The sequence below is a fragment of the Tissierella sp. QWL-11 genome (genome assembly GCF_058683765.1).
The window spans coordinates 943,365-963,750 of sequence record NZ_CM178750.1 but is presented as its reverse complement, the minus strand read 5'-3'; the positions used below and the strand labels follow the sequence as shown (position 1 = coordinate 963,750).

Sequence of the window (20,386 nt, the reverse complement as noted above, 5' to 3'; positions counted from 1 at the left end):
ATTAAATTAATCTTCTTGTATCACTGTTTTTTCATCTTAGCAAAAGCTACATACGATAAAATCATCTGTATTATAACAAACATAAAATACATCATGAATAGCAAAATTGAAACGCTATAAAGAATTGCACCTACTAGAATAAATGCCCTTTTATTTAAGAAATATCCTAGCATATTAAAAATCAATCCTATTCCAACACTTAACATATGTGGAAATACCAATGCAGTTGCAATTCCAGCCCCTACTTGTTCTGATCCTGTAGTACTTCCTACTTCTCCACCAAAATATGATATCAAATAAATCAAGTACAATAATGACAGTATCCAAGATATTAATGCTAATTTACTTTTTTTCGTTTTAGTACCATTTTTATCCATATAAACCCCTCCCAATATAACAAAAAACTTTATCTGATTTAATTTTAACAGATAAAGTTTTTGCTTTGGTATGCTCTTAGCATACATATTAAACTGGAGTTATAATACCTACTACTATTAAAAGTATGAAGGTATATAAAATATAGCCAACTATTCTTATTAAAAAATTCTTCGAATTTAAAATAGGAAGCTTAGATTTAATATTATTATAATTTCCATAAAGAAGTGTTAGAGCAAATAAAAACAAAGGCATTACTATATCTAAAATCCTATCTTCTAATGAGGACTTATCAGAAAAGAATCCTAATACAATCATAGCTAATAAAAAATACCACAAAAAAGCAAGTATTTTCAATATAATATTATTAGATTTAAATCCTGGTAGCTTATGGTATAAATTAATAATATCTAATATATTACATTTCTTATTCAACTTTAGCAATTCAGTTTTCAACTCATTTATGTCTTGATATCTTTTATTTGGATCTATTTCAATACATTTAGATATAATTTTTGACAATTTGCCTTTGTACTGCTCTTCATTTGGCAATTTGCCTACTAGCATAATATTCATAGTAACCCCTAATGAATATATATCTGTTCTAGGATCAGTTTGATTAAACCCAAACTGCTCTGGAGCTGCATATCCATGAGTCCCAAGTATGTGAGTATCTTTATTTTTATAATTGCAATGTACTCTGGAAATGTCAAAATCTATAAGTTTTAATATCCCATCATTATTTATCATAATATTAGATGGATTGATATCTTTATGTATTATTGGTGGATCGCAAGAATGAATCTTATTTATAATATCTATTAAATCTAAACTATACTTAATTACTTCATTTTTAGAAATTGTTTTTTCTTTTTCTAAAATTTCATTTAGTGAATTTCCATTTATATACTCCTCGATAATTATTAACTCATCTTCTAAGTTTATAATTTCATATATCTTTGGTATATTTGCTATAGATAGTTCTTTAATTTTTTTATATATAATTTCATTTTTAGATTCTAAAATTTTCTTAATATAAATCTTATCATCTAGGGAAGATTTTACTATATATATTTTACCCTTTGATAACTCTGCTACTTCTATATATGTAGAAAGTTTATACTCCATATTTAAATTTTTCACAAAGTTCATCCTTTCATAATATCTATGATATAATTATATCACAAAGAAATTTATTAAAGAATAGGTGAGATAATGAAAGATAAATCTACTAAAAAACTATTAGATATATTAAATAAATTTGAAAGCAAATCTGAATTAGATAGATATATAGATTACTCCAATTCACAAGAAGATAATTTCAATCTAGTAGAATATATATTAGAAATTTGTAAATCTAAGGGATATAGTAAAAGTGATATTATTAAAAATGCATCAATCTATAGAACCTATGGCTATCAAATTCTAAATGGTAAAAAATCACCAAGTAGAGATAAATTAATTAAAATTTGTATAGGAAATAATTTTAATTTAGATCAAGCTAATAGAAGTTTGACATTAGCAAAATTAGGTGTTTTATATGCAAAGGACCAAAGAGATTCTATCATTATCTATGCCCTAAATAACAATCTAAACATTATGGAAATAAATTTTATATTAGAGGAGTATGGACTTGAGCTTTTAGGATATAAGTAGATATTTACTAGAATATTAGGCTATAAGACAAGTATATTCTTAGGCTCACAGGATTTGAACCTGCGAGCCTATATCTTTTATTGTTATATTTTCTCTTTAAACCTACTCAACTCCTAATGCCTTAAATACAGCATCTTCTGGTGAGCTATAGAATATTAAATTAAAAGAACCTACTAGTTCTGGTGGTACTGTACCTAGATCTGCTGCTGAAGTCAATGGTAGTAATACTTTTTTAGCTCCACTATCTAAGCATACTTGAAGTGTATTAGCTAATTCTTCTACCTTTATTAATGTGCCACCTATACTCATATTACCTAATATCGCCATACTATTTATAGAAGGTTTTCCCAGTGCTACAGAGCAAATCGCTATCATAGTGGATAATGTTAATCCCGTAGTCATACCTATACCATTTAAGTCTTGAACATTTACTAAATAATCTTTAGTTGTAGTACTTATGCTTCCACTAATACTTTTACTATTTGCTTTAAGATATTTATATGCAGTATCTACAGCTTCTTTTGCTTCTGAATTTGAACCAAGTCCTGTTCTCTCAAATTTGCCATTTCCTGCTGTCATTTGTGTCTCTAATTTAAACACACCTAACATTCCAGATTTACCACGTGCTACATGATAAACATGTCCAGGCTTTCCTATTCCTTCTGGAATTAAACTTCCTCCACCTTGTTCTGGTACTGGTACATATTCTTCTTGAAAGCTTTCATTGTCTATATATGAAAAGTTTACATCATAAAACTCCATTCCACCAATTTTTTTCAGTTGTTCTTTAACTCGTCTTCTCATTTCTAAAGAAAATCTTAATATTTCTTCGATATCATCCTTGGTATATTCTCCATGAGGGTATATTAGCTTTACCATACCAGAAATAGTTTTTTTGACTGCAATAGTATCTCTTTGATTTAATTGATTTCCTAGTTTGAAATATTTATCATAAGCATCTCCATATGATATTTTTCTTAACTCTCTCATAACTTCAGCAAAATAATCTGTGATAAAACCGTAGTCATCAGTAAAGAAATCTGGCCTATATTTTGGTATTTCCCATCCTGGAGAATAACAATGCATACGGTCTAGAAATGCTGTATCCATTCCCATTGCTTCTGGAAAAGGTTCAAATAAATGTGATGTTTTTAGTAACACATCTACAGATTGATTTATATTCCCAACAAATACAAAGGATGCTGTAGCATTTTTTTCTTCTTTTCCTCTAGCAAAAGATCCTGAAGCCATATAGTCCTTCATGATTTGGACACCATCTTTGTCTTTAAAAGTAATTCCTGCAACTTCATCAAAAGCTACACAGTCCCACATTCCGACAAGACCAACTTGTCTTGTTCTCATATTATAAAACAGATTAGCCACAGTGGTTTGTCCACCTGAAACTAATATAGAGTTTGGAGAAATTTCCTTATATACATGAGATTTTCCTGTACCTCTAGGACCTAATTCACAAAAATTATAATTATTTTCCACCAATGGTACTAATCTTACTAGATGTAACCATTTTTCTCTTTCATTTAGCTTGTCTGGTTCCATACCAGTACTTCTTAAGACTAAATCTATCCATTCTTCTGTTAAAAACTCTGATCTAGCATTTCTAAATTCATCAATATTAATCCCTGGCATCTGAACTGGGGTTAATTTATTTATAATAAAAGGCACTCTACGCCTATCCTCTTCATCATAAAAATACTCCATTTGAACAATACACCATATCCCCCCAGATAGAAGTCTTTCGTACTCCGATGGATAAGAATTAGATATAGGAACTCCAGTAAGTCCTAAGTTGGAAAATTCCGCTTCGTAAATATCTGTCCTATAATTTAACTTTACTGACACTTTATCTATAACTGTATAGCTTCCAGTTTCTCTAAGCTTTGAAATGATTTTTTGTGATTCATCTGGTCTTACATAATTTCTAGACAGTATCTCTTTTACATTTTGAACCCCTTGTTCTATAATTTCTTCATCTTGAGAAGAACAATACATTCCTAGCAAATATTCCAGTACATATACTGGGACATTTGCTCCTTCCTTTATTCCTTTAGTCAAATCTTTTCTTACAATTTTCCCAGAGAAATGAGCTAAAAGCTTAATAAGTAGTTCATCTCTATCCAATAAATTTGACATTTAAGCACCCCCTATACATCAAATCCAAAGTCATCTACAAAAACTATGTCTATCATTACCTGTTGCCTATAGATTTCCATACCTGTTTTTATATTTGTTATTGTAAGGTAATATTCTTCATCTTTATTATACCTTTTATTTCTCAGCCTAAATTTCAAATTAAATATACGATCTGAAGAATTTTTCGATCCACTTTTAGCAACATAAATTTCTTCATTTGAAATCAATTCTCCTGATTTATCTATAAATTTAATACTATAATTTGCAGGCTTAATTATATCTGAAATTGGTTCTTGCTGAACAAAATCTAATTTAATTAATAAACTGGTTATCTTTGATATCATACTTATTAAAGATATCTTTACATCCTCTACATCTACAGCTCCTCTAGTAGTCTTTATCTTAACTACAGGTACAATAATTTCTTGCGGTGAACTCCCTCCATGTACAAAATTTTGTCCTCCTCCTTGAGCTTTAAATACATTGGAAGTTAAAGGCATGGTAATAGTTCTATCATCATAACTTCCTAAGACATCCGATACCATTAGATTCTTAGTTCCTAATATATCATAATTATTGTCTGAGATTATAAATCTTTTATTTACCTTGTCATCTTTAACAAAAAACTTATCTATCTTGTCTGATTCTTTATTCTTGCTTCTAGTATAAATAAAACCATGATCTGCCGTAACTATAAACCTTATTGCCGAAATGCTATTAGTAAGTCTTTTAATTATGTCTTCTATTTCATTCATAGCTTCATGACAAGCTATAAAGACTTCGTCTTCAGTATTCAGCTTATCTCCTCTAGCATCTATTTGATTATGATATATATATACTACTTCTTTTCCAGAGAAAAATACTCTTGTCTCTTCTTTTTTCATCTTTATCAGTTCATCATATTGTATAGAGTCACTTTTAGAATTTCTAGATTGCAATATAGCATTTCTTTCCTGTAAGTTACTAGTGGGTTTTCCATCAACATATACAGAATAATCTTCACTGATTTCAATATTCTTATTAGGCAAAAGAGCGGCCATTCCTAAACTAGTATAGCTTGGTAATACCCCAATTTGAGGTTCTATTTTAGCTTCTATTTTTTCGTTGTATTTAAACCTTTCTACCAGTGCCTTTCCCACTTCATATCTAAATGCATCAGATATGATTACAATAATTCTTTCATTTTCCCCTTCTACAAAATTATTATAAAAATCCTTTTGTAATTTATATTTTTTGCTTAATTTAGTATAATCTAAATTGCTACCAAACTCTCTAGAAATAACATCTAAATATTTATTTATATATGTATTCTCTACCAAGGTTTGCAAATCTTCAAATATACTATTATCCTCTACTTTATCTAGATAATAATAGAATCTTCTATAGTAATTATCAATCTTGTAATACTTATTATCATATTCTGCTACTAAACTTAATATATTATCTTCAAACTTAATATCCTTATTTAAAATTAAGTAATATCCATTTATTAAAATATCGTATTTGTCTTTATATAGATCTTTAAAGTGTTTAAATTTCCTATTTTTACATATGTCTGATATATTTGAACCATTGACTTCTACATTTAAATTTTCATCTAATAATCTATCTACAATCCATGTGATTATATATTCATCAATACTTTTAAATATATCAATATTTATCAGATCTTCTATTTCATAATTCTTGAAACCCTTCTGTCCATCTATGCTTTTAAATACCTCATCTGATATTTTTCTAAAGCTTTCTTTATATATACTACTATTCATCATCTGATCTATAAAGGTCATGACTGTGCCTGGTTTATTTAATATATACTTATCTAAATTTCTAGGTAAATCTTTATTCATTTGATTTCTTGCATAAGTCAATAACAGACTTATGGAAAGCTTTATCAAGCTTGGATCTTCATCTTTATAGGAAAAACTAAGATTGCAATATTTCCAAAATACTTCTTCTAGATCATACTTACGAAACTCTTCTATATATTTGTTTTTAGATAGATTTTGAGATAATACAACTCTTAGAACTTCTTCAAAGTTAGACACCTTTAATCTAGTTGCAGCTGATAATAAGGCTACTTCTATAGCTTCTTTGCTATTATAATCATCTACTTCTAAATCATAAAATCTATTTGTCCTATCCTTTGCATTAAAGAATTTTATATGCTTTTCTAATACTGACTTATGTTTATTATCAACACCTAGATCTAAAGCTAAAAGAGAAGCTCTATCTGTAAAAAACTTCTTAGAATAAAGGATTATATCAGCCAGATGATTTTCCCTATTATCTGGCTTTTTAAAAGGTGCATATATTAAATAGTTGCTCGCCTTGTCCTTTCTTTCCAATAACACTTTAGTTTGGAATAAATTAGTAGGGGTTAGATAATGAATTTTAGCATTTTCTAGATTTAAGCCATTTATATCATCTATAAATTCCTTTTTTTCATCATACCAAAATATAATAACCCTATTTTCTTCATTGAATTCACTACTTAATTTGTCTTCTATTTGTTTTAAATTTAATTCTGCCATAAATCACAACCCACTTTCTAAATCTTAGCCAGTATTTTATATAATCAAGCCATACAATATCAAAACCCAAAGCATACTATAAAGAGAACCAATCAAATAGTATTCTGCAAAGCTTGGATCTTTACTTATCTTGTCAAATCTCGTCACAGATTTTGCTGTAAAAACTAAACCTATTGCTCCATATTGTCCATAAAACATTAGAATGGCAATTAACAGTCTTTCCAGATTTCCAATCATAGCTCCTGCACCTTCTATACTATTTTTTCTATCAATGGTATCTTTATTTTCCCTTTGCGGAGCATATTTCCCAAAAAATATTTTAAAATTCATGTTGGCAGGTTTTAATATGATGATAATAAATAGCATCCACTTTAATATCTGATTTATATAAAAACCCATAAAATCTAGATTATTAATTATTAACCTTTCACCAATAAAATATATAAGTACAATAAACACTGTGTCAAGAATAATTTGTAATCTCTTTTCTTCTTTTATTTTTCTATTTAAAAAATTTATAGGTAAATAGTATCTTACTAGAAAATAAATAATATATAAAACAATAGTCAAATTTCTCACTCTTGCCCTCCCTTGTTTACTATCTCTTTGGCAATACTATTTCTACTTGATAAATAAAGTCTTATACCACTAGAACTGATTCGTCTAGACATGGCTGATTCAGATATTCCTATATCTTTAGCCAAATCTTTTTGTTTAAAATTATCCTTATATTCATCTTTGTCTAGAAGAGTATATAGAATTTCTCTTTGAGTATCAGTCCAATTTTCTTTCATCCACTCTGTATAGTATATAAGATTATTGATTATATCCTCGTCTTCTTTCTCACTTTTAAATAATATTTTGCTATTAACATAATTGTCATTTTCATGAATAAGCTCTATTGCTTCTCTTGCTCTCCAATATGCAGGTCCATCTGATCCTATGCTTTTTTCATAGTTAATATCTGTAGAGATTTCTCCTAATCCTAATCCAAACCTAATCTTAACAGGATCCATTATGTAAGATATATAATCTATCATCTTAAATATTTCCAAATTAGGTTTTAGTAATACTTGAAATTCATCACCCAAAGTAATAGTCCATTTAGATACAATATACTTTTCATAGTCTTTATTAAGATAGTTCAAAGCCTTATTTAAATCTCTTTGAATTTTATTTCTTTTTTTTATATTTCTCGAATCTATTATATCTCCAATTATGGCTAATAATATTTGACCTGCCACTAAGTCCACCCTTTCTATAATATGCTAATACTATTATATCAAAGATTTTATAAAGTTGCATATATATCTGCAACTATTAAGAAATTGCAGTTATATATGCAACTTTATTCTTTTCTTAGTTTAAATCACAACCTGCTTTCTAAATCTTAGCCAGTATTTTATATTTCTTGTTTTTCTCATCTATTTGCACTTTATCATGGTTTACCTTTACACCATCATCTAAGTCTATATCTATTCTTGAAAGGGCTATGTGTCCTATCTTCTCATCGTAATCTTTACATTCTTTAGCCTGTTTTATCAATTTATCTAATTTTTTTTGTGATTTAGCGACTTCTTTTGCATCTTCATTGTGTGTGATATCGTCCTTTAATAAATCCATTCTTCTTTCATACATCATTTGAACTTTGTGTAGATAGTCTATCCTTACTTTACCTGTAGTATCTGCATCATATCTATGCATATAGATGAGAGCTTTAAAACCATCCATTTTTCCACTATCATATAGCCAATATATAGGTGTCTTTTTATATGTCTTCATATGATCTTTGTAGAAATCTTTGATAAAGTAATCTCTTATCTTTTCTCTAGGTGTTCCTTTGCCCTTAAGAGAATCTGCTATGAATTTTAGATTTTCCTCTAAGTGGTCTTCTCCAAAGCTCTCTCGCACAAATTCTATAAGTCTATTAGCTAAATCATCTTCAAAGTATTCTTCGTCTGTAATTAATACTACATTGTCTTCTACTGGTTTAAATCTATGGTATCTATCAATATCAAATTCTCCACCAGCATAGACTAAACCACTTTCATCCAAGCTATACCTTCCAAATATACATCCTACTCCATAGGATATAAAAGATTTAACTACATCTTCTTTGGTTAGGATATATTTATTTCCCTTGATGTCCTCATATATTTCATCTTTATGGTCAAATATCTTAGTTATTGTGATATCTTTATCTGATACTTCTGGTGTTAGTTCATCTTGTAATCCATAAATCTCTATGAATATTTCATTTAGTTTTTCTTCGTTTTCTTTAAGTTTATCAAAGTTATTATTAGCGTATTGTTTCCAGTTATTGTAGGCTTGTTCTATTGTTTTTTGTATAGCTACTTGCTTTGATAAATCTAAAAATGGGTGAATTTTAAAGTTCCAAGCATCCTCATAAGAATCCCATTCTTCTTTAGCCAACCGTATTGTATCTTCTACTATATCAATAGTTCTATCCTCATCTGATTCTAATACTGTAAAATTATTAAAATCTCCTATTTGTAAGTTTATAGTTGGATTTAACATTTTAAAAGCATAATTTGATATCTTAGTACTCATTAGTCCTAACAAGTACATTAATTTATTATGCTCTTTTGTAAATGCTGACATTCCTGAAACATCATGTATGCTACCTTTTTCACGATAACGAATACTAAACCCACCACTAGTGATAAGGGACCAAGTTATCGATTCTTTAAAATAGACATTTGTATTTTGAGGTCTAGATCTAACTTTCCCATTATCGTCTTTAAAATTTCTTATCTCAAACCCATCGTTCTCCCAGTTCACTACATAGTCATAATTTCCATACCACTGTCGTCTTGCTCCACCTTTATTATATGGAAACCATTTTGATTTTGATTCTACAGAAGACTCAATAGAATCAGCTGTAAAATAGATTTTATTAAAATCTACTTCATACCATTTTTTAAGAAATCTATTATTACAACCTGTTTGCAAACCAACTTTTGGTTCGACTATGGAATTCATCGGTTTGCCATTTTCAAATGCTTTTATTAAATTAGGGTGTGCCCAATAAGCTATAGGACTTCCTGGTATTAATTCAAAATTTTCTTCACTTACTTCACTATAGCGATTTTCTCTAATTGGAAAAAATTCTGGTATATCATTTTTAATATCCTCTAACTTTATTTGATTATATACACCTTTATAATCTTGAATATCTTCTTTTAGCAAGCTAAATGTTGAAGTGCCAAATGCTATTCTCATAACCATGTTTTCCATATGAATTAAATTCCCAATCGTTGTATTTTTTAATAGTTTTTGTCTGAATTTTTCATAACTAGATAAAAACATCCATGATTGCATTGTTACCATACTGATATATCCCAATTTGCGGGTCATTTCTATTCCCGTTTCCATAAATACAGCAAACAAATCTGCCTTAGTGTTTTTATATTCTCTATCTAGATACTTTGTCAAATTAACTCCCATATGCTTTCTGCCTAAGTATGGAGGATTGGTAACTACTATATTATATTTTTTTGATAATACCTTTAATAAGTTAAGTATATGGATTATATCTTCTTGAGTTTTTTCTATATTTTCCATTCCTATAGAAAGTTGCTCTTTCTCTCTGATTTTAAAGTTCTTTATAAATTCTATAAGTCCATTGTAATCATATTCTTTTTTTAGTTTTATTATAGAACCTAGTTCTCTTCCATCTTTAAACAATTCTACTATTTCTAATATATCTTGCTTAATCTCTTCTCTAGATTTTTCATCTTCTATATTACCACCTAAAAAATCTATCTGTTCTAGATTTATATCTTTACTATCTATGAAATAATATAGATTATTTTCTATTTGTTTATTAAGTATTCTTCTACTATATTGCCTCCCTTTCATCATTATGGCAAAATAAGCTAATTGGTATGCTCTTTTATCTATATCTAAGCCATATAGATTATTCTCTATTATGCTCTCAACTGCTTCTCTTTCCATATATCCTTCTTCTAGATAAAATTGCATAAGCATTTCAAAGGCATATACCAACATATGTCCACTTCCCATTGAAGGGTCTATAAATATTATATCTTCTACTTTTAAATCTTTTCTGTCTTTTCTTATGTTTTTCAATTCTATTTTTACTTCTTCTATTTGTTCTGCTTCTGGTAAGTAATAGACCCAGCCATATTCTTTAGCTAATTGTTCTTCAGTTTTATCCGTTCCCATAGCTATTTTTCTCTCTATCCATAGTCTACCTAGTGAGTTTTGAACCATATATTTTACTATCCATTCTGGTGTAAATAGCTGAGTTTTAGGTGGTAAGGTATTTTTATCTACTTTTTTATTGGAGGCATCTACTTCTGATTTGGGTACAGTATTATAATACTGATACAACCATCCTATTATCTCTATTTGTCCAGTCTTACTTATATCAAATGGCTCTTCATCTATATCTTCTATTAATTTGCGGATTACTCCTCGTGGATCCTCATATGATATATTTAGTAATAGTTCTGCATAGTCATCTCTTTTCTTTTCAAATAGTTTTGGTAGATTTTTGTATAAGGCATTGGATTGTTTTATAAACATAAACTGGAATAGTTCTTCCATAGCTTTGGCACTACCATCTAGCTTTAACTCGTCTAGTACTTGAAATTCTTTCTCTGTTATTCCTATATCTGTATCTCTATAGTTAGTTACAAATTCTGGTTCTTTTACACCTTCTCTTCCTGATGACAATATTCTCATCTTATCTGGCATATAATTATTTATTTCCATAAATCTTATGGCTATTATTCTATTGAACCAGGTATAAGCTACTTCTTCTATTAAGGTGTTATATGCTATTTTGTAGTCGATTTTTTGTTCTCTTTTTTTTAACTCTTCTATTAGTTTGTCATATTTTGCTATATCTTCTCCGTCTATTTTATAAGTTTCTGTTTTACCTATATCGAAGATTTTCATATCTATGGTAGACTGTGGAAGAGGGGCTTTTATACCCTCTTCTGTTACACCTATTAGTCTGGCTTTGCCTTCTATATCCTTTATAAGTTTTTCCCTTGAATATATAGCAAAATTCTTTAGTGCTGTTTTGTTCATCTATATCCCCCTAAAACTCAATATTCAATATGGTATTTTCATCTAGTTCTTTTTCAAGTTTTTCTTTTAGTGTTTTTATATATTTATCTAAATCTTCTTTTGTTGCTATTCTCCATGAATTTGATGGATTTATATCCTTTATACTTATGTTTTTTCTCTTTATAATTGGTTTTTTTATTGTAATAGGATCTCCATTTCCTATAGGTTTTTCTTTTTGTCTTTCTTTTTCTTCTAGTTCTTCTATTTTTTTAGCTATTTCATTCAAATATCGCATTTTTAAGGTGTCTGCTTCTATTCTAAATCCATTTACCATGGCTACATTATTACAATCTTCTGCCCTTCGATTAAGATCATTAAAACTAGATTTATATCTTTGGCCAAAGTTATCTTCTAGACCTGTCTTTTCAAGCTCTTCTATGACCCTATCTTCTGCTTGTTTTATCTCTATCTTTACAGGTTCTAGTTCTTTATCTAATATTTCATTGTATAGATTTAAAAATCTACTATTTAATTCTGGCAAATCTTTTATTCGTTTATATGGACTAGACATAGAAAGTATTGTTTGCATTTCCCCTATAACTTCTTCTATTTCTTCATTTAATATAAAAGACTTGCTTTCTCCATATATAGATATATAGTGTTGTGATTTTTCCCATATATTCTTTTGTTCACCTTTAAAGAAGGATTTTATTGGCTGATAATCTTCTTCAAAGTCTAAATAGCTATCTTCATTTTTATATAATTCTTTGAATATATCCGAAGGATTTGAAATTCCTCTTGTTTCATTTATTAAATCAATACCTTCTTGTATGATTTTTCCTCCTGGATATTTTCCTGTATTATATTTATCTTTTAGTTGATTTAGCTCTTCTATCATATACTTTGCAGATTCATTGAATCTTTTTATCATCATATCTGTATCTTCTGATTGAATATCTCTATTAAATAATATGGACGCTATGTTTTTTAAACTTTTTATATATTTTTCATCTATAGATTCTTTTTCTTCGATTAATAGTTTTTCTACATATTGTCTTTTAGTTATATAGTTTATTATTTCTTCTTCTGTATTATTTAATAGAGAAACTGTTTCACCATATAAGGTAAAACTTATATTTCCATCTAAAAATAATTTAGATATTATCCAAGCTATATCTTTGTCTATAAATCCATATGGTGCCTTTAAAAATCTTTCTTTTATCTCTTTTAGTGATATTTTGCTGTGATTTTTAGTTCTTAAGTTTATATAGTCTAGTAGTTCTTTTATGGCATTTGTATTAGGAGTTTCAAATCCTTCTATTTGTATATTTCTAGTATCTCTATTTTTAAATAACTTTTTAACCTCAACTTCATCCATAGGAGCATCTATATATTGGAGTTTATGATATACGATTTCTATTAGCTTTTGTAAGCTTTCCTGTATATTAAACTTGAAATCTTTGCTCTTTAGTTGTACCTTATCTCCATTTAGGTAAATCTTAGCTTCTTTTAAAGCTTCTTGTAAAAACAATCTTCCTCTACTGTGATATTCTCTCATTTCAACTCGCTTAAGGGCTTTTATTTCCTCTAATTTTGGAATATTGCTAGTGCTGGATATATTTAAATATTTTTCTATTTTCATTTCGGTTCTTATTTCATCTAAAAAAGATTTATCATTTGGCAAGTCTACATAGATTATGCTTTCCCTTTGACTTCCCATTCTTAAGCTGCTCTCTATTCCATTTTTCTCTGAGTTAGGAGTTATTATATCTACTCCAATTTCAAATGATTGAGTTGATCTATAGGGTTCTCCATCTACAAATCTATTGAATTCAAAACTATATCTATTTCCAAATTTACTATATTTAGCTCTGTCATCCGATAGGATTCCTTCATATATCATCTCTGAAATCTTTTTTGTAAGAATTTGTGTTTCTATATGTTGTCTATCTATTTCTCTATTTATTTCTTGTTCTTCATTGGTTAGGAATATATATAGGTCTCCATTTTTTTGTACTAGTGTTTGACTAACTAAAACTTTTAATGCTTTTTCTACTTTTTCTTTAAGCTCTATTCTATCTTCATGTATATTAGATACCATAAGAGTAGTGATATTTTCTAGATTAGCTTCTACTTCTTTCACATATTTAATTAAAAATAAGGTTTTTAATACATTGACATTGAAATTATCTTCTTGTTTGCTAGGGTTTATATAATCATTTTCCAATGCTCTAGTTATTACTGCTGAATGGCTATGGTCTAGAAATTTTTCCAAGCCATCATAAAATATATTAAATGGAACTATTTCCTTATCTTCTTTATCCATTAGTTTTTCAGCACTTTCTTTAAATAAGGCCAACATAGATCGTTCACCTTCTGAAAGATGTTTACCGCTAGCCCCATGCTGTCTTATAGATGTCAATACACTTCCTAGCAAGTTAAACTGATAGGGGATAAAAGGATAAATGCTGTAAAAATCTTTGCTATCTTCATAAAGCTTTTTCTCTATACCATCATTAAATATCAGTAGATTTTTAATGATAGTTTCATTATTTTCATATAATACAGATAGTGTTTCCTTTGCTGTATCTGTTTTTTCTAGTATTCTCAATTTAATTACTTCATCTACATTGGCAGATGTTAGGTTTAATCTAGTGTCAAATCTTCCTTGAATTTTAGAAAAATCTCTTCCTTGGACTTCTGTTATTGAGTCTATATCTTGTTGACTAGTTACTACTATCCATGCCTTTCCATGACATGCTGTACCCAAATCTTCTGTTATTGTCTGTAAATTAAGCATTAAATCTGTATTTTCTCCAATATATTGGCCTATCTCATCTACTAAAAATACTATATGATGATTCCCACCTTTTTTATTTATGTAGTCTTTGACTAATTTTGCAAATCTTTCTATGCTTATTTCATAAAGGCTTGTGGTTGTTCTACTCCAGTCTCTAGCTGATTCTTCACTCATAACTCCTATATCTGCTAATGTTTTTATTACTTTATCTTTGTAAAATTTAAATTTATGACGGTTTTCTATCCAATTTAGATTATATAATTCTTCGTATCTTGTTTTAAATTTTTCATATACTCCATCTTCTGTCAATTGCCTTTCTAAATCAGCTAAGTGAGGATCCGTGCTAAAGCCTTGCATTTCATTAAATACTCTTAAAAAAACATTTAATATACTATCTTTGCCTTTGGTCCCTGCTGATTTGCTTTTTGAATCTATATTAAATAAGACTACATCTGTAGGTGTATTGCAAGCAAGCTCCATATCTGCTAATACCATAGAATCTTTTATTTTTCTATCATCTACAAAGTAATCTAATGCATTTTTGCCTTCTACTGTTCTATTTTCTAATAAATAAGATAGTATCTTTAGGAAGTGAGACTTACCACTACCAAAGAAACCTGATATCCATACTCCCATTTTATCTGTATTTCCAGCTATTCCTTTTTTATAATTACTGAAAAAATCTCTGAAATGTTTTTGTAGTTCTTTAGTTACCACATATTCTTCTAGTTCTTGCTTGATGTTTTCATCATCAGCTTGTCCTACTTTGATTACCCCTTGTATATCTCTACTAATCTCTTTTGCAAACATATCTTTTATTATCATAATATACTCCTCCTATATTATAAGTGGAAATGCTCTATAATAGTTTTCGTCTTTAAATTCTGAAAATAATACAAGACTTTGGCCGTCATATTCACCTGGATAAAAAAGCACTACTGGAGCTCTATCAAATACTAGATGAAGCTTGTTTAAAATTCCATGAGATCTTACAAATGGAAAGATTTTTCCTACTCCTGTAATAAATACAACTGAATTATCTGGTGTATTCTTTTCTATATAATTGTTGAAATAATTATCATCATAATCTATTCTTAATAGATCATTTACTGCTGAAATCAGATAATCTAATCCCTCATTTTCTTCCATTTCTATACAATCTTCTAGTAGTCCTTCTTCTTCTATTAAATCTATCATGATATCATATATATCATATATTTTTAATTTATATCCTTGTGAGTTTTCTGTATTTCTTTTCTTTAAATTTTCTACATAATCTCTTATTCTTAATTCTTCTTTAGCTGGATAGTCAAATATATAGTATCCTACTTCATTGCTAAGTCCTTTGCTTTTTATGAAATTTTCATCACTTATCCTGTCTTCTATCTCTCTAAGTCTTTCATCTAATGTTTTCATCTTATTCCCCCAAAAAAACTCTTAAAAAAGGATAGAGTTCTTTGCTCTTCATTTCTTTTTCCAGATTAATATCTAAAATTGGTTTCTTTATTATGAATGAATCATTCTCTTCTGTTAAAAGATTTGCTTCTTTTAAATATGTTCTATAAGCTCCTGCCAATCTTTTTTTTGTTTGTGATGTGAAATTTAATACTTTTTCACTTTGTTCAGATTTGTTTTTGATAAATATTCGTGTATCGCTATTATCAAATTCCCATTTTCCTATTATGATTTTTTCTCTATACACTTCATACATGTATTCAAAGAATAACCTATCTGTCATCATTAGTCCTAATATATTTATTAGCTTTTGATCTGAAACTGGCAATGTGTTAAATATATTCTTTATTTCTTCAGGCAATGCTTTAGTCCTTTTTGATACTTCGTTTATCATTTTCTTGCCATAAGCTTTTGATGGAGCTAAAAATATGTTTTCTTCTTCTTGTCTTTTTTTTATTTCTTTATCTTCAAGCCCTTTTACTAGCAATTCATTATATTTTTTAAACTCTTGAAACCAAAACCCTTTGCTTACAGCTCCAGCACTGTATTCTAGACTTTTCATCTTTTCACCTCTAGTTTTCTTCTAATAACACTTCACAAATATCACTAAGCTGACATTTTAAATAATTGCAAATCCTAACCAAAACATCCAATGATACATATTCATCTTTATTGAGTTTTGATAGTGTACTTGTACTAATTCCTATAGCTTCCCCCATTTTTGTTTTTTTAATATCCTTATCTATCAATAATTTCCATAAAGGTTTGTAATTCACACGCATAAAACCACCTCTTTCTAGTGAGTTTTTCTATATTAGCTATATAATATTATATTATATAGCTATCGACTTCTCAAATGTTATTTTTGTTTTTGCAAAGGTTAGTAGCTATTAATGAGGAATATGGAATTGCAAAATTTGCTCTTTAAAAATGAATTAATAGTAAGCGATCAATAATCCCATGGATTCACAAATGTTACGTAACATGAGATAATACTCTCTACAAAGTACTTTTAAAGTTAACAAAGTAACTTTGCCAACATTGAAAGTGTAGGGAGATGATTAACATTACAACTATGAAAGCTACTAAACATGAAATACTTAAGGCTCAATGGTCGGAAATCATTAAAAGGCATAGTGAAAGTGACCAGTCCATAAAAGAATGGTGTGAAGAAAATGATATTTCAAGAACCAAATTCTACTATTGGCAGCGAGTAATCAGACAAGAAGCCCTAATTAAAGCAGGAACACTAGCTGTTACAGGTCAAACTCAATTTATAGAAGTTAAGCCAAGTGAAGCTAAAGCCAATATAGTAGGATCTAAATCTAACAATAAAGGTATCTGTGCTATCTTGCGCTCAAATGGAAATGAAATTGAAATTCTAAATGGGGCAGATCCAAATACATTAGGTATAGTAATTAATTTAATTGGTAAATAATCATGAGAATTAAATTTCCGGATGATATACGAATATACATTGCCTGCGGTAAGACTGATATGAGAAAATCAATTGACGGTCTTTCCGCTATAGTATCTCAAAACTTTAAGCTAAATCCATTTGAAAATGCGCTTTTCCTCTTTTGTGGAGGTAAAAGAGATAGGATAAAAGCGTTGCTTTGGGAGGGAGATGGATTTCTTCTTCTCTACAAAAGGCTTGAAGGCGGGGTGTTTCAGTGGCCAAGAACTGAAGAAGATGGTAAGCGTTGAATAAAAGATGTATTGTATAAATATAGGGATATCGGTATGATATCCCTATAATAGTATTTATTCAGATTTACATGATTTTTGGACTAAATCATCCCAAGGCATCATTAGCTCTAGGATTTTAGGATTGGTTTTAAGATTGGATCCTGGTAATATTGACAGGATGTATTCTAAATATTTATAGGGGTTTAGTCCATTTGCTTTTGCTGTTTCTACTAGGGTGTAGACACAGGCACTTGCGTAGGCACCTTTTGGACTTCCGCAGAAGGTCCAATTTTTTCTACCTACTGTAAATGGTCTTATACTGTTTTCTGCAATATTATTGGATATGACACAGTTTCCATCTTCTAAGTAGGTTTCTAATTTTTCTTTATGATTTAGAGCATATTGTAATGCTTGTCCTATTTTAGATTTGGGAAGTACTTTATCATTATTATTTTCTACCCATAACCAAAAGGCCTCTAGAAGTGGTTTTTCTTTTTCTAGACGCTTAATTTTTCTTTTTTCTGGAGTGAGATCTTTAAACTTTCTTTCCCAATCAAAGAGTTTATTACAATATGCTATTCCTTTTGCTGGTAGACTTGCTTCTTCACTTTTTACATCTTTTGGAAGGGCATCTTTAAAGTATCTTCTAAGATGGGCCCAGCACAAACATTGGTGGATATCTTTTACCTTGTTATATCCTGAATATCCATCTGTATGGAGGTAGCCATTGAATCCTTTTAGGAAATCCTTGGCATTGTCTCCTGTTCTACCAGGTGCATATTTAAATATTCTTATTCCTCTCTTTGCATTAACTGAAGTAGAATACACCCACATATATGATTTTGTGGTATTTTTCTTACCTTCTTCATTTAATACTTGAACTGGAGTCTCATCAGCATGTAAATATTTATCTTTTAATAGTTCTTCCCTTAGCTTTTCTACTATGGGATTTAACCATTCTTCTGATGTTTTAATTATCCAGTTGGATAGGGTTGCTCTACTTATGGGAAAGCCCATCTGTTTCCAATCTTTTTCTTGCCTGTATAGTGGTACTGACTGTACAAACTTTTGATACATGGTCCAGGCTACTGATGATGCTGTGGCATAGGAATGCTGAAGTACAGGCTCGGGTGTATTTGGATTAAAGATTCCAGGTCTTCCTTCTTTTTTACATGTTCTACACTCATAATTTTCTTGATATATATTAATTACAGATATTTCTGCCGGTATGTATCTGATTTCTGATCTTACGAATTTTCTTCCTACAACTGAGAGTCTCTTTCCATCAATTGGGCAGATTTGCTGGGATTCTTCCAGCCTAAATATTTGATCTTGGCTAGGTAGGTTTTTAAACAAGTCTTTTCTCTTGTAGCCTTTTCTAGTTCTTTTAATAGGCTCTTCAAATGGAACAGGTTCTTGTATAGAGAAGTCGGCTTCTTTTTCAACTTCGTTAAATAGACCTAATTCCATATCATTAATGATTAATTGGCCGTCTATGGCAGAAGTCTTTTCTGTCTTTCTTCCATAGAGTTTCTTAATTAGGTATTCCATATTTTCATTAGCCTTTTTCAACTCTTCTCTAAGGCCTTCTATGGTTTTATTCTGTAATTCAATTGTATCTTGAAGTGTCTTTATCAAAGAGTTTTCATTCATTGGAATTTAGCCTTTCTAATATGTTTTATTTAAATATATTATATCATTTTCCTAACCTACAAACAACAAAAAAATACTTGAAACTATGTAATTTTGAGCAGTTTCAAGCATCTATATTATCCTTTTGTTATCTATCTTTTGAATGACCTTTTTTTGATCAATTGATAAACCCTCTATTAGCCATCTATATTGCTGAGGAGTAATTTCCCTAACATCTTCTTCAGTTCTTGGCCACTGAAACACCCCGCCTTCAAGCCTTTTGTAGAGAAGAAGAAATCCATCTCCCTCCCAAAGCAACGCTTTTATCCTATCTCTTTTACCTCCACAAAAGAGGAAAAGCGCATTTTCAAATGGATTTAGCTTAAAGTTTTGAGATACTATAGCGGAAAGACCGTCAATTGATTTTCTCATATCAGTCTTACCGCAGGCAATGTATATTCGTATATCATCCGGAAATTTAATTCTCATGATTATTTACCAATTAAATTAATTACTATACCTAATGTATTTGGATCTGCCCCATTTAGAATTTCAATTTCATTTCCATTTGAGCGCAAGATAGCACAGATACCTTTATTGTTAGATTTAGATCCTACTATATTGGCTTTAGCTTCACTTGGCTTAACTTCTATAAATTGAGTTTGACCTGTAACAGCTAGTGTTCCTGCTTTAATTAGGGCTTCTTGTCTGATTACTCGCTGCCAATAGTAGAATTTGGTTCTTGAAATATCATTTTCTTCACACCATTCTTTTATGGACTGGTCACTTTCACTATGCCTTTTAATGATTTCCGACCATTGAGCCTTAAGTATTTCATGTTTAGTAGCTTTCATAGTTGTAATGTTAATCATCTCCCTACACTTTCAATGTTGGCAAAGTTACTTTGTTAACTTTAAAAGTACTTTGTAGAGAGTATTATCTCATGTTACGTAACATTTGTGAATCCATGGGATTATTGATCGCTTACAGAAGATGTTAGGGAAATTACTCCTCAGCAATATAGATGGCTAAT

At 29.3% G+C, this 20,386-nt stretch carries 17 protein-coding genes; 3 read left to right on the top strand and 14 right to left on the bottom strand.

Features of this window, described 5'->3' with window-relative positions; genetic code table 11:
• Positions 1-20: 20 nt before the first annotated feature.
• Entirely contained in the window at positions 21-377 is a 357-nt protein-coding gene (locus tag AC4PG3_RS04555; protein ID WP_492197883.1) for a hypothetical protein, read from the bottom strand.
• An 88-nt stretch (positions 378-465) separates the two neighbouring features.
• Positions 466-1,518 (bottom strand): serine/threonine-protein kinase, encoded by a 1,053-nt coding sequence (locus AC4PG3_RS04550; RefSeq protein ID WP_492197882.1) that lies wholly within the window; start codon positions 1,516-1,518, stop codon positions 466-468.
• A gap of 72 nt (positions 1,519-1,590) precedes the next feature.
• Here AC4PG3_RS04550 and AC4PG3_RS04545 point away from each other — a divergent pair, with 72 nt between their 5' ends.
• On the top strand, positions 1,591-2,031 hold the full coding sequence (locus AC4PG3_RS04545) for a hypothetical protein (protein ID WP_492197881.1): 441 nt from the start codon (positions 1,591-1,593) through the stop codon (positions 2,029-2,031).
• 102 nt (positions 2,032-2,133) lie between these two features.
• Here AC4PG3_RS04545 and brxL read toward each other — a convergent pair whose 3' ends face one another.
• The 9 genes from brxL to AC4PG3_RS04500 all read right to left on the bottom strand — a co-directional run bounded on the left by brxL (position 2,134) and on the right by AC4PG3_RS04500 (position 16,814).
• Positions 2,134-4,182 carry a protease Lon-related BREX system protein BrxL gene (brxL, locus tag AC4PG3_RS04540; RefSeq protein ID WP_492197880.1) on the bottom strand — a complete coding sequence of 683 codons (2,049 nt, stop codon included), beginning with the start codon at positions 4,180-4,182 and terminating at the stop codon, positions 2,134-2,136.
• Positions 4,183-4,193: 11 nt separating this feature from the next.
• The gene (gene pglZ, locus AC4PG3_RS04535) at positions 4,194-6,716 is read right to left on the bottom strand and encodes a BREX-1 system phosphatase PglZ type A (protein WP_492197879.1); all 2,523 of its coding nucleotides are present in this window, start codon (positions 6,714-6,716) and stop codon (positions 4,194-4,196) included.
• Positions 6,717-6,752: 36 nt separating this feature from the next.
• Complete coding sequence (locus tag AC4PG3_RS04530; protein ID WP_492197878.1) at positions 6,753-7,295, bottom strand: hypothetical protein; 543 nt, start codon at positions 7,293-7,295, stop codon at positions 6,753-6,755.
• Entirely contained in the window at positions 7,292-7,960 is a 669-nt protein-coding gene (locus AC4PG3_RS04525) for a SatD family protein (RefSeq protein WP_492197877.1), read from the bottom strand. Before AC4PG3_RS04525 ends, AC4PG3_RS04530 begins: the two co-directional genes overlap by 4 nt.
• 139 nt (positions 7,961-8,099) lie before the next feature.
• Positions 8,100-11,798 (bottom strand): BREX-1 system adenine-specific DNA-methyltransferase PglX, encoded by a 3,699-nt coding sequence (pglX, locus tag AC4PG3_RS04520; RefSeq protein WP_492197876.1) that lies wholly within the window; start codon positions 11,796-11,798, stop codon positions 8,100-8,102.
• 10 nt (positions 11,799-11,808) lie between these two features.
• A complete protein-coding gene (brxC, locus tag AC4PG3_RS04515; RefSeq protein ID WP_492197875.1) occupies positions 11,809-15,402 on the bottom strand; it encodes a BREX system P-loop protein BrxC in 3,594 nt (1,197 codons plus the stop codon).
• Positions 15,403-15,414: 12 nt separating this feature from the next.
• The gene (locus AC4PG3_RS04510) at positions 15,415-15,993 is read right to left on the bottom strand and encodes a DUF1788 domain-containing protein (protein ID WP_492197874.1); all 579 of its coding nucleotides are present in this window, start codon (positions 15,991-15,993) and stop codon (positions 15,415-15,417) included.
• Position 15,994: 1 nt separating this feature from the next.
• Entirely contained in the window at positions 15,995-16,594 is a 600-nt protein-coding gene (locus tag AC4PG3_RS04505; protein ID WP_492197873.1) for a DUF1819 family protein, read from the bottom strand.
• A 10-nt stretch (positions 16,595-16,604) separates the two neighbouring features.
• Complete coding sequence (locus AC4PG3_RS04500; RefSeq protein ID WP_492197872.1) at positions 16,605-16,814, bottom strand: helix-turn-helix domain-containing protein; 210 nt, start codon at positions 16,812-16,814, stop codon at positions 16,605-16,607.
• Between the two features lie 275 nt (positions 16,815-17,089).
• On the opposite strand from AC4PG3_RS04500, the gene tnpA (AC4PG3_RS04495) reads away from it, so the two are divergent.
• Positions 17,090-17,470, top strand: coding sequence for an IS66 family insertion sequence element accessory protein TnpA (tnpA, locus tag AC4PG3_RS04495; RefSeq protein WP_492196142.1), 381 nt, complete (start codon positions 17,090-17,092; stop codon positions 17,468-17,470).
• A gap of 2 nt (positions 17,471-17,472) precedes the next feature.
• Positions 17,473-17,739: an IS66 family insertion sequence element accessory protein TnpB gene (gene tnpB / locus AC4PG3_RS04490; RefSeq protein WP_492197871.1), complete on the top strand. Its 267-nt coding sequence runs from the start codon at positions 17,473-17,475 to the stop codon at positions 17,737-17,739.
• Positions 17,740-17,796: 57 nt separating this feature from the next.
• Here the strand turns inward: tnpB (AC4PG3_RS04490) and tnpC are convergent, their stop codons facing one another.
• From tnpC to tnpA (AC4PG3_RS04475), 3 genes are all read right to left on the bottom strand, one after another.
• Positions 17,797-19,356 (bottom strand): IS66 family transposase, encoded by a 1,560-nt coding sequence (tnpC, locus tag AC4PG3_RS04485; RefSeq protein ID WP_492198183.1) that lies wholly within the window; start codon positions 19,354-19,356, stop codon positions 17,797-17,799.
• 129 nt (positions 19,357-19,485) lie between these two features.
• On the bottom strand, positions 19,486-19,842 hold the full coding sequence (gene tnpB, locus AC4PG3_RS04480) for an IS66 family insertion sequence element accessory protein TnpB (protein ID WP_492196141.1): 357 nt from the start codon (positions 19,840-19,842) through the stop codon (positions 19,486-19,488).
• Between the two features lie 2 nt (positions 19,843-19,844).
• Positions 19,845-20,225, bottom strand: a complete 381-nt coding sequence (gene tnpA, locus AC4PG3_RS04475) for an IS66 family insertion sequence element accessory protein TnpA (RefSeq protein WP_492196142.1) — start codon at positions 20,223-20,225, stop codon at positions 19,845-19,847.
• Between the last annotated feature and the right edge of the window lie 161 nt (positions 20,226-20,386).

Coding starts and splice junctions, on each gene's coding strand:
- AC4PG3_RS04555 (WP_492197883.1), bottom strand. CDS start 377: ATGGATAAAAATGGTACTAAAACGAAAAAAAGTAAATTAGCATTAATA.
- AC4PG3_RS04545 (WP_492197881.1), top strand. CDS start 1,591: ATGAAAGATAAATCTACTAAAAAACTATTAGATATATTAAATAAATTT.
- brxL (WP_492197880.1), bottom strand. CDS start 4,182: ATGTCAAATTTATTGGATAGAGATGAACTACTTATTAAGCTTTTAGCT.
- pglZ (WP_492197879.1), bottom strand. CDS start 6,716: ATGGCAGAATTAAATTTAAAACAAATAGAAGACAAATTAAGTAGTGAA.
- pglX (WP_492197876.1), bottom strand. CDS start 11,798: ATGAACAAAACAGCACTAAAGAATTTTGCTATATATTCAAGGGAAAAA.
- brxC (WP_492197875.1), bottom strand. CDS start 15,402: ATGATAATAAAAGATATGTTTGCAAAAGAGATTAGTAGAGATATACAA.
- AC4PG3_RS04510 (WP_492197874.1), bottom strand. CDS start 15,993: ATGAAAACATTAGATGAAAGACTTAGAGAGATAGAAGACAGGATAAGT.
- AC4PG3_RS04505 (WP_492197873.1), bottom strand. CDS start 16,594: ATGAAAAGTCTAGAATACAGTGCTGGAGCTGTAAGCAAAGGGTTTTGG.
- AC4PG3_RS04500 (WP_492197872.1), bottom strand. CDS start 16,814: ATGCGTGTGAATTACAAACCTTTATGGAAATTATTGATAGATAAGGAT.
- tnpA (WP_492196142.1), top strand. CDS start 17,090: ATGATTAACATTACAACTATGAAAGCTACTAAACATGAAATACTTAAG.
- tnpB (WP_492197871.1), top strand. CDS start 17,473: ATGAGAATTAAATTTCCGGATGATATACGAATATACATTGCCTGCGGT.
- tnpB (WP_492196141.1), bottom strand. CDS start 19,842: ATGAGAATTAAATTTCCGGATGATATACGAATATACATTGCCTGCGGT.
- tnpA (WP_492196142.1), bottom strand. CDS start 20,225: ATGATTAACATTACAACTATGAAAGCTACTAAACATGAAATACTTAAG.